General features: G+C 71.8%; 12 protein-coding genes. 5 read left to right on the top strand and 7 right to left on the bottom strand.

Annotation, left to right across the window (positions count from 1 at the left end; translation table 11 throughout):
• Positions 1 to 38: 38 nt before the first annotated feature.
• The 4 genes from SNE206_RS08075 to SNE206_RS08060 are packed head-to-tail and all read right to left on the bottom strand — an operon-like array spanning position 39 to position 4,470.
• Complete coding sequence (locus SNE206_RS08075; RefSeq protein ID WP_407912673.1) at positions 39 to 1,379, bottom strand: GH1 family beta-glucosidase; 1,341 nt, start codon at positions 1,377 to 1,379, stop codon at positions 39 to 41.
• A 20-nt stretch (positions 1,380 to 1,399) separates the two neighbouring features.
• Complete coding sequence (locus tag SNE206_RS08070) at positions 1,400 to 2,242, bottom strand: carbohydrate ABC transporter permease (RefSeq protein WP_405013957.1); 843 nt, start codon at positions 2,240 to 2,242, stop codon at positions 1,400 to 1,402.
• Entirely contained in the window at positions 2,235 to 3,149 is a 915-nt protein-coding gene (locus tag SNE206_RS08065; RefSeq protein WP_405013956.1) for a carbohydrate ABC transporter permease, read from the bottom strand. Before SNE206_RS08065 ends, SNE206_RS08070 begins: the two co-directional genes overlap by 8 nt.
• A 1-nt stretch (position 3,150) precedes the next feature.
• On the bottom strand, positions 3,151 to 4,470 hold the full coding sequence (locus SNE206_RS08060; RefSeq protein ID WP_407912672.1) for an ABC transporter substrate-binding protein: 1,320 nt from the start codon (positions 4,468 to 4,470) through the stop codon (positions 3,151 to 3,153).
• Positions 4,471 to 4,617: 147 nt separating this feature from the next.
• On the opposite strand from SNE206_RS08060, the gene SNE206_RS08055 reads away from it, so the two are divergent.
• From SNE206_RS08055 to SNE206_RS08040, 4 genes are all read left to right on the top strand, one after another.
• Positions 4,618 to 5,862, top strand: a complete 1,245-nt coding sequence (locus tag SNE206_RS08055; RefSeq protein ID WP_407912671.1) for an ROK family protein — start codon at positions 4,618 to 4,620, stop codon at positions 5,860 to 5,862.
• Positions 5,863 to 6,237: 375 nt separating this feature from the next.
• Positions 6,238 to 8,784 carry a discoidin domain-containing protein gene (locus SNE206_RS08050; RefSeq protein ID WP_407912734.1) on the top strand — a complete coding sequence of 849 codons (2,547 nt, stop codon included), beginning with the start codon at positions 6,238 to 6,240 and terminating at the stop codon, positions 8,782 to 8,784.
• Positions 8,785 to 8,990: 206 nt separating this feature from the next.
• Entirely contained in the window at positions 8,991 to 9,245 is a 255-nt protein-coding gene (locus SNE206_RS08045) for a lipopolysaccharide assembly protein LapA domain-containing protein (protein ID WP_407912670.1), read from the top strand.
• Between the two features lie 5 nt (positions 9,246 to 9,250).
• Entirely contained in the window at positions 9,251 to 9,799 is a 549-nt protein-coding gene (locus tag SNE206_RS08040; protein WP_407912669.1) for an LURP-one-related/scramblase family protein, read from the top strand.
• 85 nt (positions 9,800 to 9,884) lie between these two features.
• On the opposite strand, the gene SNE206_RS08035 is transcribed toward SNE206_RS08040, so the two are convergent.
• The 3 genes from SNE206_RS08035 to SNE206_RS08025 form a co-directional block, all read right to left on the bottom strand.
• Positions 9,885 to 12,125, bottom strand: a complete 2,241-nt coding sequence (locus tag SNE206_RS08035) for an MMPL family transporter (RefSeq protein WP_407912668.1) — start codon at positions 12,123 to 12,125, stop codon at positions 9,885 to 9,887.
• A gap of 263 nt (positions 12,126 to 12,388) precedes the next feature.
• Complete coding sequence (locus SNE206_RS08030; protein ID WP_407912667.1) at positions 12,389 to 13,543, bottom strand: FAD-dependent oxidoreductase; 1,155 nt, start codon at positions 13,541 to 13,543, stop codon at positions 12,389 to 12,391.
• A 23-nt stretch (positions 13,544 to 13,566) separates the two neighbouring features.
• Complete coding sequence (locus SNE206_RS08025; protein WP_407912666.1) at positions 13,567 to 14,289, bottom strand: TetR/AcrR family transcriptional regulator; 723 nt, start codon at positions 14,287 to 14,289, stop codon at positions 13,567 to 13,569.
• A gap of 249 nt (positions 14,290 to 14,538) precedes the next feature.
• Between SNE206_RS08025 and SNE206_RS08020 the strand changes: the two genes are divergently transcribed.
• The gene (locus tag SNE206_RS08020; protein WP_407912665.1) at positions 14,539 to 16,872 is read left to right on the top strand and encodes an ArnT family glycosyltransferase; all 2,334 of its coding nucleotides are present in this window, start codon (positions 14,539 to 14,541) and stop codon (positions 16,870 to 16,872) included.
• Positions 16,873 to 16,937: the final 65 nt, after the last annotated feature.

The raw sequence follows: 16,937 nt of genomic DNA, 5'->3' as shown, positions 1-16,937 counted from the left end.
CCCGGCGGCCGCCGCCGCCGGGCCCCTCGTCCTGTGGATCAGCGCGCGCGGTGCGCGGTGATCATCTCTGCGTAGCGGTGACCACTGCTCTTGATCGTGCGGACCTGGGTGTCGTAGTCCACGTGCACCAGGCCGAACCGCTTGTCGTAGCCGTACGCCCACTCGAAGTTGTCGAGCAGCGACCACGCGAAGTAGCCGGCGAGCGGGGCGCCTTCGGCGACCGCGCGGGCGCAGGCGGCCAGGTGGCCCTCCAGGTAGGCGGTGCGCTCCGGGTCGTCGACGCGGCCGTCCGCGGTGACGGTGTCGTAGTAGGCGGAGCCGTTCTCCGTGATGAAGATCTTCTGCACGCCGTACTCGTCGGTCAGGCGCTTCAGCAGCTGGTAGATGCCGTCGGCGTCGACCTCCCAGTCCATCACGGTGTGCTCCGCGTTGGGGCCCGGGGTCTGGCGGAAGGACGGCACCGCACCGGTCGGGTCGTCCGCGACGAACTGGCGGAAGTAGTAGTTGAGTCCCATCCAGTCGAGCGGCGCGGAGATCAGCTCCATGTCGCCGTCCTGGACCGGCAGTTCCACCCCGTAGAGCTTGACCATGTCCTCCGGGTAGCCACGGCCCACGATCGGGTCGAGCCACCAGCGGTTGATGTGGCCGTCGGCGCGGACGGCGGCGAGGCGGTCGGCCTCGCTGTCGCTCGCCGGGATGATCGGGCTGAGGTTGTTGACGATGCCGATCTGCGCGTCCGGGATGCGCTCGCGCAGCGCCTTGACGGCGAGGCCGTGGCCGAGGTGCAGGTGGTAGGAGGTGCGGACGGCGGCGGTGAGGTCCGTCCAGCCCGGCGCCATCCGGCCTTCGAGGTGGCCGATCCAGGAGGAGCAGAGCGGCTCGTTGAGGGTCGCCCAGTGCTTCACCCGGTCGCCGAGGCGGTCGGCGACGACCTCGACGAACTCGCCGAAGCGCTCGGCGGTCTCGCGGACGGGCCAGCCGCCGCGGTCCTGCTGGGCCTGCGGGAGGTCCCAGTGGTACAGGGTGCCGTGCGGGGTGACGCCGGCCTCCAGGAGGCCGTCGACCAGGCGGTCGTAGAAGGCGAGGCCCTCGGCGTTGACCCGGCCGTCGGCCTGCGGGACGACCCGCGGCCAGGCGACGGAGAAGCGGTACGCGTCGAGCTTCAGCCGCTTCATGAGGTCGATGTCCTCGGAGTAGCGGTGGTAGTGCTCGCAGGCGCGGTCGCCGTGGTCGTCGTTGTCGATCTTCCCGGGGGTGTGGGAGAAGGTGTCCCAGATGGAGGGCGCGCGGCCGTCCTCGTCCACGGCACCTTCGATCTGGTACGCGGAGGTCGCCGCGCCCCAGACGAAGTCGTCCGGGAGGGAGCTGAGGTCGTTCACAACTGGCCTTTCAATCAGGGTCACTTGACAGCACCGGCGGTCAGACCGGCGACAAGGTAGCGCTGCAGGAGGAGGAAGCCGGCGACCACGGGCACGCTCACCACGAGGGAGGCGGCCATGACCTGGTTCCAGTACACGTCGTTGAGCGTGGCGTAGCCCTGGAGGCCGACGGCGAGGGTCTTGGTCTCGTCGTTGGTCATGACCGAGGCGAAGAGCACCTCGCCCCAGGCGGTCATGAAGGCGTACACCGCGACGGCGACGATGCCGGGAACGGCGGCCGGGATGATGATCTGCACCAGCGCCCGGATCGGTCCGCAGCCGTCGACGAGGGCGGCCTCGTCGAGGTCCCGCGGGATGGAGTCGAAGTAGCCGACCAGCATCCAGATCGAGAACGGCAGCGAGAACGTCAGGTAGGTGAGGATCAGGCCGCCGCGGCTGCCGAAGAGCGGGATGCCCGTCGCGTTGCCGATGTTGACGAAGATGAGGAACAGCGGCAGCAGGAACAGGATGCCGGGGAACATCTGCGTCGACAGCACGGTGACCGTGAAGAGCTTGCGGCCCTTGAAGCGGTACCGGCTGACGGCGTACGCCGCCACGATCGCGATCAGCACGGAGCAGACGGTGGCACCGCCGGCGACGATGATCGAGTTCATGAAGTAGCGGCCGAGCGGGATGGTCTTCCAGATGTCCACGTACGGACGGAAGGTGATCGTGCTCGGGATCCAGCGGAACGGTCCCTGCACGTCCTGCAGGGGCTTCAGCGAGGAGCTGACCATCACGCCGACCGGGACCAGCACGAAGGAGGCGAGCAGGAAGAGGACGATCCGGCGGAACCAGAGGAAGGACGCGGGCGGGTTAATCATCGGCGCCCCTCCGACGCGAGGTGATGAAGAGGTAGATCGCCGTCACGGCGAGCAGGAAGAGCAGCAGCAGGACGGACATCGCCGAGCCGGTGCCGAAGTTCCAGGTGACGAACGACGACTGGTAGATGTGGATGGAGATCAGGTCCGCCGCCTCGGGCGCCGACTTGCCGAACAGGATGTACGGCGTGTTGAAGTCGTTGAACGTCCAGAGGAAGAGGACGAGGACCAGCACGAGGTTGACCGGGCGGAGCGAGGGCAGCGTGATCTTGCGGATCTGCTGCCACACGCCCGCGCCGTCCATCGCGGCGGCCTCGTACAGCTCCTTGGGGATGTTCTGCAGGCCGGCCGTCAGGGTCAGGAAGGCGAACGGCCAGGTCTTCCAGACCGAGACGACGACGAGCGCGACGAAGCTGTTGTCACCGATCAGCCAGAACGGCTTCTCGGAGACGAGGTGGAGCTGGTCGTGGAGTACGTGGTTGATCAGACCGGTGTCCCGCTGGAACATGAACGACCAGGTGATCACGGCTGCGTACACCGGGAGGGCGTAGGGGAGCAGGAAGGCCGCACGGAGCAGCCCCCTGCCGCGGAAGGTGTCCTGCATGAGGATCGACGCCGTGGTGCCCACCAGCCAGGAGAGGCCCACGGCGAAGAAGGTGAAGAGACAGGTCACCCAGAACGAGTTGAGCAGCGACTGGCCGACGGGGGCACTGAAGTCCACCGCCATGCGGTAGTTCCCGAGGCCAGTCCACGGTGCGGACGACCAGTCCCGGATGTAGAACTGGGTGAGCTGTTTGAAGCTCATCACGATGCCGACCACCATGGGAACGAGGTGGATCAGCAGCTCCAGGGCGAGCGCCGGGAGCAGGAGCAGGTAGGGCAGGCCGATTCGGCGCAGTCGCTGTCGCACGTCAGCTGGCCGGCATCTGCTGCTGGGCCTTGGTCAGCTCAGCCTTCACGGACTCGTCGGTGATCGGCTTGCCGGCGGCGGCCGCGGCGAAGAGGTTCTTCACGGCGGTGCCGACCAGGGTCTCGAACTGGCTCTCGTTGGCGACCTGCGGGAGCGGCTGGGCGCTGGTGCCGAGGACCTTGGCGAGGGCCTGGAGCTCCGGGGTGGCGAACGCGGCGTCGGACTGCGCCTCGGTGACCGGCGGGATGGAGCCGTACGCCTTGTTGAGGGCGATCTGCTCGTCCTTGCTGGTCATGAACTTCACGAAGTCCAGGGCACCGGTGGTGTTCTTGGTGTTCTTGAACACGGCGAGGTTGATACCGGCCACCATGGAGGTGGTGAGCTTGTCGCCGGAGGCGCCGGCGGGCACCGGGATCGGGGCGACGCCGTAGTCCTCCGGGTTCATGCCGTGCGACTTGAGGTTGGCACCCGCGGACTGCCACATGAGCATGGCGGCCTTGCCGGTGGCGAAGTCGGTGACCGACTGGTTGTTGGCGTACTCGGCGTTGCCGGCGGCCGCGATCTTGTCCTTGGCGATCATGTCGACGTACTGCTTGATCGCGGCGACCTGGTCGGGACCGTCGAAGGTGGGCTTGCCGGAGGCGTCGAAGAAGTCGGCGCCGTGCTGCTTGGCGAAGGTGAAGGCGTGGTGGACGTTCTCGGAGCCGTTGCCGCCCTCGACGGCGATGCCGTACTTGCCGCCCGAGGTGAGCTTCTTGCCGTCCGCAACCAGCTCGTCCCAGGTGGCCGGGGGGCGCTCGATGCCGGCGGCCTGGAAGAGCTTCTTGTTGTAGTAGAGGCCGTAGGTCATGGAGTACAGCGGGACGGCGGCCGGGTCCTTGCCCTCGGCGCCGGCGGACGCGATGGTGGCGGGCAGGAAGCGGTCCTTGCCGCCGATCTTGCCGAAGGCGTCGGCGTCGAAGGGCAGCAGCGCACCGGTGGCCTGCAGCGAGGCGGACCAGGTGTTGCCGATGTTCAGGACGTCGGGGCCCTGGCCGGACGTGGCGGCGGCGAGGATGCGGTTGAGCAGGTCGGACCACGGAACGACCTCGAGCTTGACCTTGATGCCGGTCTGCTCCTCGAACTTTCTGAGCTCGGGCTCCAGGACCTGCTTGTCGACCTCGACACTGGCACCCTGGTTCGACGCCCAGTAGGTCAGCGTCTTGGGGCTGCTGTTGTCGCCGGATCCCGAGCCGCTGCCGGAGCTTCCTCCGCAGGCGGTGGCGGTGAGTGCAAGAGTCGCGACGACGGCGGTCGCAGCAGCCAGACGGTTGATACGCATGACCATGCCCCTCTCGGGCGGGTGGTGGCGTGGGGTGGGGGTGGAAGGGCCGCATCAGCGGCTTACTTCAGGGCGTGATTTAACGTGTGAGAAAAGCTGGCGTCAAGAGGATGAGCGGCGATAGATTCCCCGACGGAGGGAGAAACCATGGCAGAACGAAGCAAGCAGACGGTCCGCGACCTGCGACGCGGCAGCCGATCGACACTTTTGCAACGGTTGTATTTCGAAGGTCCACTGAGCAGACAGGAGTTGGGTCGGATCAGCGGACTGAGCGCCGGCTCGGTCAGCAACGTCATCGGTGAACTGCTCACCGACGGGCTCGTCGAGGAGTGCGGCTCGGTCGAGTCGGACGGCGGCCGCCCGCGCATCCTGCTCCAGGTGCCGCCCGGCCGGGCCCACCTGGTCGGCGTGGACGTCGGGGAGACCCAGGTCAGGGTGGCGCTCTTCGACCTCGGCCTGACCGAGATCGCCGCCAGCGACCAGCCGCTGTCGGACTGCGGCCACGACGTCGACCACGTCGTGGAGCTGATCCTCACCGGCATCACCGAGGTGCTCGCCGCCACCGGCACCGACCCGGCGACCGTGCTCGGCGTGGGTGTCGGCGTGCCCGGCATCGTCGAGCAGGGCGACCCGGGCGCCGACGGCCTGGGCATCGTCGTGCACAGCCAGACCGTCGACTGGGACGCCGTGCCGCTCGGCCGCCTGCTGCGGGCCGGCACCGACCTGCCGCTCTACGTCGACAACGGCGCCAAGACCCTCGGCCAGGCCGAGATGTGGTTCGGCGCCGGGCAGGGCGCCCGGCACGCCGTGGTCGCCCTCTTCGGCTCCGGCGTCGGCGCCTGCGTGATCGCCGACGGCGCCCGCTTCCGGGGCGCCACCAGCAGCGCGGGCGAGTGGGGCCACACCAAGGTGCACGTGGGCGGGCGGCTCTGCCGCTGCGGCTCACGCGGCTGCCTGGAGGCGTACGTCGGCGCGGAGGCCCTGGTGGAGCGCTGGGGCCGGGCCCCGGCGGGCTCCAGCGAGAAGGCGGGCCTGGCGGCCCTGCTGACCGCCTTCGAGGCCGGCGAGGAGGACGCCGTCGCGCTGCTCACCGAGGCCGCCGAGTACTTCGGCTCGGCCATCGCCGACCTGATCAACCTGTTCAACCCCGAGCGGATCGTCATCGGCGGCTGGGCGGGGCTGATGGTCGGGCCGCGGCTGCTGCCCGCGATCCGCGAGGCGGCCACCGCGTACGCGCTGCGCTTCCCCCGGGCGCAGACCTCGATCGAGCTGGGCCGGCTCGGTCCGGACGCCGTCACGGTCGGCGCGGCCACGCTGCCGCTCTGGCACTTCCTGGAGTCCGGCGGTGATCTTCCGCAGCGCCTGACCACGGCCGCAGCCGCGCGGGCCTGAGCCGACACCACCCGCTCGACCTGCGAGAACGCCGCACATCCGGGGTCAACCGGCTTCTGCCGGGGGCTGGTTGATCCGTACCGGAACTCCCTGCGAAGGACTTGACACCCGAGATCGGAGCCCCACAGACTCCCTCCGGGGAGCGCTCTCCCGAGCTCGGCCGAACGACCGGCGACGCTCGACAGCCGCACTTTTTTTCCTCGGCGCCCCTGTGCCGCGCCGGCCCGGAGTCGAGGGCCGGTCCCCCCGCTGACGTCTCGACCGTCCGCGCCCCCACACCCACCCCCACCCACCCCGCAGGAGAAGCCCGTGAGGCTCACTTCAGCACGCCCCGGCTCCGGAACCGCTCGCCGCGGATCCGCCGCCCTGGTCGGCATGGCCCTGCTCTCGGGCGCCGTTCTGGCGCTCCCCGGCACCGCCGCCCACGCCGCCGACACCCTGATCTCCCAGGGCAAGACGGTCACCTCGTCCTCCGTCGAGAACGGCGGCACGTCCGCCGCCCTCGCGGTCGACGGCAACACCGGCACCCGCTGGTCCTCGGCCGCGAGCGACCAGCAGTGGATCCAGGTCGACCTGGGCCAGAGCGCCACCATCAGCAAGGTCGTCCTCCAGTGGGAGGCCGCCTACGGCAAGGCGTACCAGATCCAGACCTCCGCCGACGGCGCGACCTGGACCACGATTTACTCCACCACGACGAGCGCCGGCGGCACCGAGAACCTCACCGTCTCGGGCACCGGCCGCTACGTCCGGATGAACGGCATCACCCGGGCCACCGGCTACGGCTACTCGCTGTGGGAGTTCCAGGTCTTCGGCTCCTTCGGGACCACTCCCACCCCGACCTGCGGCACCGCCAACGCCGCCCAGGGCAAGCCCGCGACCTCCTCCAGCACGGAGAACGGCGGCACCCCGGCCTCGGCCGCGGTCGACGGCAACACCGGCACCCGCTGGGCCTCCGCCGCCGCCGACCCGCAGTGGCTGCAGGTCGACCTCGGCTCCTCCCAGCAGCTGTGCCAGGTCGTCCTCAACTGGGAGGCCGCATACGGCAAGGCCTACCAGATCCAGGCGTCCGACAACGGCACCACCTGGAACACCCTGTACTCCACCACCACCGGCGCCGGCGGCAACGAGACCCTGAACGTGTCCGGCTCCGGCCGCTACGTCCGGGTCTACGGCACCCAGCGCGGCACCGGATACGGCTATTCCCTCTGGGAGTTCGCCGTCCGTACCGGCAGCGGCACCACCAACCCGCCCACCGACCCGCCGACCGGCCCGCCGGTCACGCCCGGTGGCGACCTCGGCCCGAACGTCCTGGTCTTCGACCCCTCCACGCCGAACATCCAGGCCAAGGTCGACGAGGTCTTCGCCAAGCAGGAGTCGAACCAGTTCGGCACCGAGCGCTACGCGCTGATGTTCAAGCCGGGCACGTACAACAACATCAACGCCCAGATCGGCTTCTACACCTCGATCGCGGGCCTGGGCCTCAACCCGGACGACACCACCTTCAACGGCGACGTCACCGTCGACGCGGGCTGGTTCAACGGCAACGCGACCCAGAACTTCTGGCGCTCGGCGGAGAACCTGCACCTCAAGCCGGTCAGCGGCACCGACCGCTGGGCCGTCTCGCAGGCCGCGCCGTTCCGCCGGATGCACGTCGAGGGCGGCCTCAACCTCGCCCCGGCGAGCTACGGCTGGGCCTCGGGCGGCTACATCGCCGACTCGAAGATCGACGGCCAGGTGGGCAACTACTCGCAGCAGCAGTGGTACACCCGTGACAGCTCCATCGGCGGCTTCTCCAACGGCGTCTGGAACCAGACGTTCTCCGGTGTCCAGGGCGCCCCGGCGCAGGGCTTCCCGGACCCGCCGTACACCACGCTCGACACCACGCCCACCTCGCAGGAGAAGCCGTTCCTGTACCTGGACGGCAACGACTACAAGGTGTTCGTGCCGGCCAAGCGCACCAACGCCCGCGGCGTCTCGTGGGGCAACGGCACCCCGCAGGGCAGCTCGCTCTCGCTCAACCAGTTCTACGTGGTGAAGGCCGGCTCCACCGCCGCCAACATCAACCAGGCGCTCGCGCAGGGCCTCAACCTGCTCTTCACCCCGGGCGTCTACCACGTCGACCAGACGATCAACATCACCCGCCCGGACACCGTGGTGCTCGGCCTCGGCCTCGCCACCGTCATCCCGGACAACGGCGTGACCGCGATCAAGGTCGCCGACGTCGACGGCGTCAAGGTCTCCGGCCTCCTGCTGGACGCCGGCACCGTCAACTCCCAGGCCCTGCTCCAGGTCGGCAACGCCGGCCCGGGCGCCGGCCACGCGGCCGACCCGATCGTCATCCAGGACGTCTTCGTCCGCGTCGGCGGCGTGACCGCCGGCAAGGCCACCAACGGCATGGTGATCAACAGCAACAACACCATCGTCGACCACACCTGGATCTGGCGCGCCGACCACGGCGCGGGTGTCGGCTGGGAGAGCAACCGCTCCGACTACGGCTTCGTCGTCGGCGGCAACGACGTCCTCGCCACCGGCCTCTTCGTCGAGCACTTCAACAAGTACGACGTGTGGTGGAAGGGCAACGGCGGCAAGACGATCTTCTTCCAGAACGAGAAGGCGTACGACGCCCCCAACCAGGCGGCCATCCAGAACGGCAACGTCCGCGGCTACGCCGCCTACAAGGTCGAGAACTCGGTCACCACGCACGAGGGCTGGGGCCTGGGCAGCTACTGCTACTTCAACGTCGACCCGACGATCATCATGGACCACGGCTTCGAGGTCCCGGTCACCTCGGGCGTCAAGCTCCACGACATCCTGGTCAACTCCCTCGGTGGCAACGGCCAGTTCGCCCACGTGGTGAACGACACCGGCGCCCCGACCTCGGGCACCGGCACCGTCCCGTCGAACGTCGTCTCCTTCCCGTGACGACTCCCCTCACCCCCGGGTGAGGACCTGCACACCGTGTGACCACGGCGCCGTCCTCCGGCCCCGGCCCCCGCACCCGACCCGCCGTCCCCCGGCCGGGCCGGAGGCGGGACGCCGGGCCGGCGGGCGGCGCCCGCACGCGTTCCGGCCACCGGGCCGGAACCACTCGAACCGCCCGAACGGCCGTACCGTCCCATACTGGACACATGGCACAGAACACGTCGAAACCGCACCCCCCGCCGTCCGTCACGGTGAAGGGCAAGAACGTGCGGATCCGGACGATCGGGGTGGGCGTCCTCGCCGTCCTGGCCGTCTGGTTCATCGCCGCGAACACCGGCTCGGTCGAGGTCAGGCTCTGGATTCCCACCGTCACCCTGCCGCTCTGGCTCGTCCTCACGGTGACCCTGCTCGTCGGCATGGTGATCGGGTTCTTCGTCGCCCGGCGCCGCGCCCGGCGGTGAGGGCGGTGTTCGAGGAACGACGCGCCCGCAAGGCCGCCAACCGGGCCTTCGACGACGGCGAGGGCGTCACCCGCTACCGGATGCGGCAGAAGGCGGTCTCCGTCGGCGACGACTACTGGATCGACGACGACGCCGGGGAGCACCTCTACAAGGTCGACGCCAAGGTGCTGCGCGCCCGCCGGACGTACCGCATCGAGGACACCGCGGGCCGGCACGTCGCCACCGTGCAGAGCCGGCCGCTGCGGATCAAGGACTCGATGGAGGTCGAGGACGCCGAGGGCCACCGGCTCGCCCTCGTCAAGAAGGCCGTCGTCGGTCCGGCCCGTGACCGCTGGCGGATCGAGCAGGCCGAGGGCGGCGACCTCACCGCGCAGGGCAACGTCCTCGACCACGAGTACACCGTCGAACGCGACGGCTACAAGATCGCCGAAGTCTCCAAGCGCTGGTTCCGCATCCGCGACACCTACGGCATCGACATCGGCCCGGGCGCCGACCCGGCGACCGTCCTCGCCGCCGCCGTCGCCATCGACGCCATGGCCCACCCGGGCGGCTGACCGGCCCGGACGGGCCGCCGGGGGCCGCCCGGAGCTGCAGGCCCCGCGGACACCGGCCGTGACGGCGGCCGGGACGGCGGGACCGTCAGGCCGCGGTCTCGGCCTCGCCCTCGGTGTCGATGTGCGGCAGGATGCGGTCCAGCCAGTGGGGCATCCACCAGGCGTGCGGGCCGAGCAGGGTCATGACGGCGGGCACCAGCAGCAGCCGGACGATGGTGGCGTCGATCAGCACGCTCACCGCGAGGCCGAGGCCGAGCATCTTGACGACGATGTTGTCGCTGAGGATGAACGCGGCGAACACGCTGACCATGATCAGGGCCGCGCAGGTGATCACCCGGGCGGTGATCTCCAGGGCGTGCGCCACGCTGCCCTTGGCGTCGCCGGTGCGCAGCCACATCTCGTGCACCCGGGAGAGCAGGAACACCTCGTAGTCCATGCTCAGCCCGAAGACGATGGCGAACATCATCATCGGCACGTAGCTCTCGATCGGCACGGTGCCCCCCACGCCGAGCGCCGGACCGCCCCAGCCCCACTGGAAGACCGCGACCACGACACCGTACGAGGCGGCGATCGACAGCAGGTTGAGCACGGCGGCCTTCACCGCGACGAGCAGCCCGCGGAAGACGATGAGGATGATCAGGAAGGCCAGGCCCACCACCACCGCGATGATCGCCGGGAGGCGGCTGGAGACGATGTCGAGGAAGTCGACCTGCGCCGCCGTGGTGCCGGTGACGTAGCCCGCGGCGGCGGTGCCGGACACCGCCTGCGGCATGACGTCGCGCTGGAGGTGGTTGACCAGTCGGGTGGTCTTCTCGTCCTGCGGCACCTGGGCGGGGATGACGGTGGAGATCAGCAGGTCGCCGTCGGAGGAGGGCTGCAGCGGGCCGACGCTCGCCGTGTCGGGCAGGCCGGTGAGGGCCTGCTGCGCCTGGGTGGCCAGGGCCTGGCGGTCGGCGGACGCCACCTGCGTCTGGTCGACGACGACCGTCAGCGGGCCGTTGGAGCCGGGGCCGAAGGCGTCCGTCATCAGGTCGAAGGCGCGCCGGTCGGTGAAGCTCGTCGGGTCGGCGCCGTCGTCGATGTGTCCGAGCTGGATGGAGAACACCGGGATCGCCAGGACGCCCACCGCCACGACGCCCGCGACCAGGAAGTGCCACGGGCGGCGCTCGACGCGCAGCGCGTACCGGTGCCAGGTGCCGGTGACCTCCTCGCCGGGGGCGCTGCCGGTCTCGGCGACGAGCTTGCGCACGTGGAAGCGGTCGACGGCCCGGCCGATGATGCCGAGCAGCGCGGGCAGCAGGGTCAGCGCGCCCGCCACGGCGGTGACCACGGTGACGCCGGCGGCCACACCGAGTTTGGAGATGAAGCTGACGCCGGAGACCGACAGGCCGGCCAGGGCGATGATGACCGTGCAGCCGGAGACCAGCACCGCCCGCCCGCTGGTGGCGACCGCGTGCCCGGCGGAGGCGACCGGGTCGGCGCCGTCCATCAGCCCCTGCCGGTGGCGGGTGAGCAGGAACAGCGCGTAGTCGATGCCGACGCCGATGCCGATCATGGTGGCCAGGGTCGGCGAGACGGTGGCGAAGGTGAAGGCCGCCGCCAGCAGCCCGAGGAGGCCGAGACCGACGACCACCGCGACCAGCGCGGTCACCAGCGGCAGTCCGGCGGCGATGACGCTGCCGAAGCCGATCAGCAGCACGACGATCGCGACGGCGAAGCCGATCGCCTCGCTGCTCCGGTCGTCGGCCTTCGGCCGGGCCGCCTCGCCGAGCGGGCCGCCGTACTCGACCTGGACGCCGGCCTGGCGCAGCGGGGCGACGGCGGTGTCGACCAGGGGGAGGTAGTCGTCGCCGAAGGTGCTGGGGTTGGCGTCGAACTTGACGCTGATGAAGGCGGTGGTGCCCTCGGTGGAGAGCGGCCCGTTCGGCCCCTGGGTGGGCGGGCCGCCCTGCTGCGGGAGCGGGTTCTGCACGGAGAGCACGTGCGGCAGCTTCTGGAGGTTGCCGACGGCCTGGCCGACCTGGGTGGCGAAGCCGGTGAGCTGCTGGGAGTCGTGCAGCACGATCTGCGAGCCGACGCCGCCCGCGGCGGGGTCGTGCGCCTGCAGCACGTCGAGGCCCTTCTGGGCCTGGCTGCTGGAGATGTTGAAGTCGTCCGAGAACTCGCCGCCGACGGCCCGGTCGATGATCTGGACACCGGCGACGGCGACCAGCCAGGCGATCAGGACGAGCACGCCGTGGCGGGCGCACCACTCGCCGGTGCGGCGCAGCAGGCCGGGGCGGGCGGCGGAGGCGGACGGCCTCTGCGGCGGGATCGGTGACGGCATGACAGCCCTCCGGGGGATGCGTCAGGGCGGCCGCGGCGGTGGCGCCTTCCGGTCGACGACCCGTCAACGACCGGTTGACGGGTGGTCAGAGCGTAGGCAGACCGGGGTCCGTGGCGCGGCCGACACACCGCCACGGACGCGCATCCCACCCGTCGGGCGGCGGCCCGGGCCTGCGGCCGTGCCCGCGGGCGGGCGCCCCGAGGCGCCCGGAGGCGGCCGGAGTGCGGATCCCGCCCGGCCCCGGCCCTGGGCGCCGCGGTGCCTCAGCCGGCCGGCGGGCCGTAGGACGCCATCCGGTCGATCAGCTCCTGCGGGGCGGCGGGGCCGAAGATCAGGTCGAGGTTCTCGGCGGACTCGGCGGCGGAGGCCTCGCTGCGCGGGAAGAGCGCCTTCTCGTAGTGGGCGAGGGCCGCCTCGGTGTCGCCCGGGTGGGCGGCGAGGGCGGCGCCCAGTTCGGCGCCGTCGAGCATGGCGAGGTTGGCGCCCTCGCCGGCGAACGGCGACATCAGGTGGGCGGCGTCGCCGAGCAGGGTGACCCCGGGGACGCGGTCCCAGCGGTGCCCGACCGGCAGCGCGTGGATCGGCCGGGGCACGAGGGCGCCGTCGGCGTCGGCGATCAGCGCCCGCAGGCTCGGGTGCCAGTCGGCGAAGCGCTCCAGGAGGCGGGCCCTGGTGGTGTCCGGGTCGGCCGGGTCGACGGTGCCGGCCCGGTCCTCGGGGGTGCGGAGTGCGGCGTAGACGTGGAGGCTGCCGTCGGCCTCGCGGTGGGCGAGCAGGCCCTGGCCCGCGCCGAGGGCGAAGAGCATGCCGCCGCCGACGACGGCGGCGCTCTCCGGGTGGCGGGCGTCGGCGTCGAGGAGGTCGATCTCGACGAACGACAGGCCGGAGTAGGCGGGCACGGCGTCGGAGACGAGCGGCCGGATCCGCGACCAGGCGCCGTCGGCGCCGACCAGCAGGTCGGTGGTGAGCACGGTGCCGTCGGCGAGTTCGACCTCGTGGCGGCCGCCGCCGAGCGGGCGGGCCGCGACAACCCTGGAGCCCCAGCGGACGGTGCCCTCCGGGAGGGAGCTCAGCAGGAGGTCGCGCAGCTGGCCGCGCTCGACCTCGGGGCGGTCGCCGTCGCCGTCGTCGGCCTCGTCGACGTGGACGGCGGCGTGCCGGTCGAGGATGCGCATCGCCTGGCCGCCGGGGTGGACGAGGGCGAGGAAGTCCTCGTACAGCCCCGCGGCGTGCAGCGCGGCCTGGCCGGAGTCGGCGTGGATGTCGAGCATGCCGCCCTGGCGGCGGGCGTCGGGGCCGGCGTCGAGGTCGAGGACGGTGGCCGGGATGCCGTGGACGTGCAGCACGCGGGCCAGGACGAGGCCGCTGAGGCCCGCGCCGACGATCGCGACGGGGTGGTGGGTGGCGGTGGTGGTCATGGGTGGCTCCTTCGGGTGCGGTTTCAGGGGGTGGGGCGGTCCGTGCCGGGGCCGGCCGGGCCGGGCACGGGGGTGTGGAGGATGCCGTTGACCAGCATCCGCAGGCCCCAGGTGACGCGTGCCCGCGGTTCGCCGCCGAGCAGCAGGCCACCGACGGCGGCGATGCGCGGGTGGGTCGCGGGGTCGGCGTCCTGCACGGCGCGGGTGAGGTCCGCCCACTCGTCCCGGCTCTCGGGGGCGAGGTCGCGGCCGGAGTGTTCGGCGGCGGTGGCGGTGGCGAACTGGAGCAGCAGGTCGACGCCCCAGGCGGCCTGGGCGTCCGGGGCGCCGCCTTCGGCGAGGAGGCCGAGGAGGGCGTCGACGAGGTCGAGGTAGTGCCGGCCGCTGGGCCGGGCCAGCAGGGCGGACTGGGCGAGGCCCGGGTGGGCGAAGAGCAGGTCCATGCAGGCGGTCAGGATCCGTTCCAGGCGCTCGCGCCAGTCGCCCTCCGCCCGGGCGGGGCCGAGGTCGATCTCGCCGAGGAGGTGGTCGAGCACGGCCGCGTGCAGTTCGTCGGTGTTGCGGACGTAGACGTAGAGGGAGGCCGGACCGGTGTCGAGCTCCTGCGCGAGGCGGCGCATGGTGACCTTCTGCAGGCCCTCCGTCTGCATCACCCGGACGGCGGCGGCGACGATGCCGTCGCGCGTCAGGGCGGGCTTGGCGGGGCGTTCGCGCCGGCTGCGGGGGGCGGCGGGGGGATTGCTCATGCCTCCACAGTAACGAACATGTTCGTGGCGAACAAGTTTTTCACGAACATGTTCGTCAGGCACTGCCGCGCGTGGTCGGCCGACGACCGCGGACGACCGTCGTACGGGCCTGCCGCCGACCGCCGCACGGGTCTCCGGCGGCCGTCCCCGCAGCTGTCCCCGCAGCCGTCACCCGGCTGCCGCGGAGATCACATTGGCCTCACACCCGCCTCTCATGAAGCTCTCAGCGTCCCTCGGGAACGTAGGCGCATGACCACGACCAGTTCCGTCCCTCCGACCAGCGATCCGTGGCCCGAGGCTGCGGACTACCCGCCTCCGGCACCCCCTGCCGAGCGGGCCGCGGTCGACCCGCTCTTCCCCCCGGCCGCCCTTCCCGAGCGCGGCCCGAAGGGGCTGTCCTCCTGGTCCGGCCGCCTGCGCACCCTGCCGGCCCGCACCTGGCGCGGCCGCCCCGACGACGCGGCCTGGGTGCGCCCGTCCTTCCTCGCCCTCCTGGCGGCCACCGCCGTCCTCTACTTCTGGAACCTCTCGGCCTCCGGCTGGGCGAACGCCTTCTACTCGGCCGCCGTCCAGGCCGGCTCCGAGAGCTGGAAGGCCTTCTTCTACGGCTCGTCCGACGCCGCGAACTTCATCACCGTCGACAAGCCCCCGATGTCCCTGTGGCCGATGGCCCTCTCCGTGCGGCTCTTCGGCCTGAGCACGGCGAGCATCCTCGCGCCGCAGGTGCTGATGGCCGTCGGCACCGTCGCCACCGTGTACGCGACCGTGCGCCGCCGCTTCTCGCCGGTCGGCGGGCTGGTCGCGGGTGCGGCCCTCGCCCTGACGCCGGTCGCCGCGCTGATGTTCCGCTTCAACAACCCCGACGCGCTGCTCGTCCTGCTGCTCACCCTCGCCGCGTACGGGGTCGTGCGGGCCACGGAGACGGCGAGCACCCGCTGGCTGCTCTTCACCGGCGTGATGTTCGGCTTCGGCTTCCTCACCAAGACCCTGCAGGCCTTCCTGGTGCTGCCCGCGTTCGCCCTGGTCTACCTGGTCGTCGCCCCCGCAGGCCTCGGCCGCCGGGTGCGGCAGCTCCTGTGGGCGGGCCTCGCCATGGTGGCGGCCGGCGGCTGGTGGGTCGCCGTCGTCGAGCTCGTCCCGGCCTCGGCGCGCCCCTACATCGGCGGCTCGCAGGACAACGACTTCCTCTCCGTCACCTTCGGCTACAACGGATTCGGCCGGCTCACCGGCGACGAGACCGGCAGCGTCGGCGGGGGCGGCGGCGGAGGCGGCGGCAACTGGGGCACCACCGGCATCACCCGGCTCTTCGACGGCGACATCGGCGGCCAGATCTCCTGGCTGATGCCGGCCGCGCTGATCCTGCTGGTCGTCGGCCTCTGGGCGACCCGCCGCCGTCCGCGCACCGACAGCGCCCGCACCGCGTTCCTGGTCTGGGGCGGCTGGCTGCTCTGCACCGGGCTCACCTTCAGCTTCATGTCCGGCATCTTCCACCAGTACTACACGGTGGCCCTGGTGCCGGCCGTGGCCGCCCTCGTCGGCATGGGTGCGGACGGCCTCTGGCGGGCCCGGCACCGGCTGCCGTACGCGGCGCTGCTCGGCGGCGTCGTCGCCGTCACCGCGGTCTGGTCGTACGTGCTGCTCGGCCGCAGCGCCGACTTCGTGCCGTGGCTGCGCTGGGCGGTCCTGATCGGCGGGATCGTCTCGGCCGCGGCCCTGCCCGCCGCCGGACGGCTCGGCGGCCGCAACGGCGGCCGGCTCGTCGGCGTCACCGGGCTCGTCGCGCTGGCCGCGGCCCTCGGCGGCCCGACCGCATACGCCCTGGACACCGTCTCCACCGGCCACAGCGGCTCGATCGTCACCGCCGGTCCGCAGGTCCAGAGCGCCGGCGGCTTCGGCGGCGGGCCCGGTGGCGGCCGCGGCGGCATGGGGATGCCGGGCGGCGGCCGGGGCGGCTTCCCCGGGGCCAACGGTCAGGGCTTCCCCGGGGCGAACGGCGGGACCGCCAACGGGCAGAACGGTGCGCCGGGCGGCGGCACCGGCACCGGCACCGGTACCGGTACCGGTACCGGCGGCCAGGGCTTCCCCGGGATGCCGGGCCAGAACGGCCAGGCCGGCGGCACCGGTACGGCCGGTGACGGCGGCCGGGGCGGCATGGGTGCCGGCGGCATGGGCGGCCTCCTCAACGGCGCCCAGGTCAGCAGCGAGCTCTCCGCGATGCTCAGCCAGGACGCCGACCGCTACACCTGGGTCGCGGCCGCGGTCGGCTCGCAGAACCAGGCCAGCTACCAGCTCGCCACCGGCGAGCCGGTGATGGCGCTCGGCGGCTTCAACGGCACCGACCCCTCCCTCACCCTGGCCGCCTTCCAGCAGTACGTGCAGGACGGCAAGGTGCACTACTTCATCGGCGGCGGCGGCTTCGGCGGCGGTGGCGGCACCGGCGGCACCGCGTCGGAGTCCTCGCAGATCGCCACCTGGGTGGCGGCCAACTTCACCGCGAAGACGGTCGGCAGCGCCACGGTCTACGACCTCACGGCCCCGACCACCGGCACCACCGGCACCACCGGCAGCGGCACCAGCAGCTGACCGTCCCGGTGCCGTCCCGCCCGGCCCGCCGAGTCTCCTCCTCGGCGGGCCGGGCGCACGGCGTC

This window comes from Kitasatospora sp. NE20-6 (genome assembly GCF_045862635.1).
The sequence above is the reverse complement of the archived record's forward strand: the minus strand, read 5'-3'. Positions and strand labels throughout refer to the sequence as shown.

Bases quoted from the DNA above. Each gene is read 5' to 3' on its own strand.
- SNE206_RS08045 (WP_407912670.1), top strand. From the start codon at position 8,991: ATGGCACAGAACACGTCGAAACCGCACCCCCCGCCGTCCGTCACGGTG.
- SNE206_RS08035 (WP_407912668.1), bottom strand. From the start codon at position 12,125: ATGCCGTCACCGATCCCGCCGCAGAGGCCGTCCGCCTCCGCCGCCCGC.
- SNE206_RS08030 (WP_407912667.1), bottom strand. From the start codon at position 13,543: ATGACCACCACCGCCACCCACCACCCCGTCGCGATCGTCGGCGCGGGC.
- SNE206_RS08050 (WP_407912734.1), top strand. From the start codon at position 6,238: ATGGCCCTGCTCTCGGGCGCCGTTCTGGCGCTCCCCGGCACCGCCGCC.
- SNE206_RS08060 (WP_407912672.1), bottom strand. From the start codon at position 4,470: ATGCGTATCAACCGTCTGGCTGCTGCGACCGCCGTCGTCGCGACTCTT.
- SNE206_RS08025 (WP_407912666.1), bottom strand. From the start codon at position 14,289: ATGAGCAATCCCCCCGCCGCCCCCCGCAGCCGGCGCGAACGCCCCGCC.
- SNE206_RS08055 (WP_407912671.1), top strand. From the start codon at position 4,618: ATGGCAGAACGAAGCAAGCAGACGGTCCGCGACCTGCGACGCGGCAGC.
- SNE206_RS08020 (WP_407912665.1), top strand. From the start codon at position 14,539: ATGACCACGACCAGTTCCGTCCCTCCGACCAGCGATCCGTGGCCCGAG.
- SNE206_RS08070 (WP_405013957.1), bottom strand. From the start codon at position 2,242: ATGATTAACCCGCCCGCGTCCTTCCTCTGGTTCCGCCGGATCGTCCTC.